Origin of the sequence: Paludibaculum fermentans (assembly GCF_051172195.1) — a bacterium.
GTDB classification, from domain to species: Bacteria; Acidobacteriota; Terriglobia; order Bryobacterales; family Bryobacteraceae; genus Paludibaculum; species Paludibaculum fermentans_A.
Window position 1 is genome coordinate 1 of record NZ_JBPJAQ010000020.1, and the last position, 1,318, is coordinate 1,318.

Genomic DNA, 1,318 nt, shown 5'->3' on the forward strand with positions numbered 1-1,318 from the left:
GCCCTTCGCGGAAGTTTGAGTTTGGACTACCGGCCGGCCTCAAACAGCCTGTGTGGCGCATCCGGACCTTGCGGGCCCTTCGCGCAGTCCCCAATTTCGGGAGGAACGGCCGGTGCTGGCTCTCATCAACAGCAGATTCTTTGTTCGTTCTTCAATGGTTGTTATTGCGCTGGCATTGCAACCTGCTCCTCCAGGCATCCTGTTTCTTTCTCCGCGATCGCGCGCGGCTGGAATTCCTGGCCGCTGCGATCCACTGCCAACAGGTAAGCCACCAGCTTCCGAGCCACGGCCAACGTGGCTCGATTGGCATTCCCTCGGCTTCGTTCCCGTTCGTGCACCTGTTTGAGCTGCGGGTTCCACAGCGGGGCCACCTTGGCGGCTTCAATCAAAATCGTCTGTATATGTTTGTTGCGTTGTTTCGAAATCGGAGCCCGCTGATCTTTTCCGGCTGAACTGATCTGTGCGCCCGTCAGCCCGCAGTAACTGAGAGCACGCCCCACCGTCGGGAACCGGCTCGGTTCCCCGACCTCCACCGCCCAGGTCAAGGCCAGAATCTCGCCGACTCCGCCGATGCTCCTCAGCCGTGCGACGCGCTGCTTGAGAAGCGGATTGCGCAGAAGGCCCGCTACCAGCCGCCGTTGCGCCTCATCGAACAACTCGGCTGCGCCGCGGCTGATCCTCAACAGGTCTTTGACGGAATCGGGTACATCTTCGACCGTCTCCAGCAAGTCGCGAAAATAGCCGGGTTGAGGGAGCTTTTCTTTGTTGTACTCGGCGCCGACCTCCATCAGCAGGCCCGCTGTCTTGTTCTTCATGCGGACCGCCTGGCGCACCATCAAACTCCGGTAGCGGAGCAGCCGGCGCAGTTCCCGCAGTTCCGGCGGCGCCATGTAGCAGGTGGGCAGCAGGTTGCATCGCAGCAGGTCTGCCACCTTTCGGGCATCGATTTTGTCGTTCTTCTTCTTGGATGCCGAAATCGCTTTGAGCATGGCCGGGTGCGCGACCAGAAGCGACCTGGAATGGGGCAGCAGGAAGTCGTAGATCCAGCCCGTAAACAGGGTTGCCTCCATCGCCCCACACCAGGGTGTCGGCAGTTGGCGGAGCCACGCCTCCAGGGATTTCCGCTGTGTGCTCACCGTGCCCTCCGCGACGATGGAGCCGTCGACAAGTTTGAGGCAGTAGCTGATGGTCTTCTTGTGCACGTCGAGGCCTAGATAGTACAAGCTATTCATGGGGGTTCTCCTCGTTTCGGTTTCTGAGCCGGCTTCACGCCGGTCTCAGCATTTTGCCGCAGGAAGCCCCCTACTTATTCATTCAA

The 1,318-nt window shown here is 60.2% G+C and carries 1 protein-coding gene; it reads right to left on the bottom strand.

Annotation, left to right across the window (positions count from 1 at the left end; translation table 11 throughout):
- Positions 1-161 precede the first annotated feature (161 nt).
- Entirely contained in the window at positions 162-1,232 is a 1,071-nt protein-coding gene (locus tag ACR9Y2_RS40290) for an IS110 family transposase (protein ID WP_435047588.1), read from the bottom strand.
- Positions 1,233-1,318: the final 86 nt, after the last annotated feature.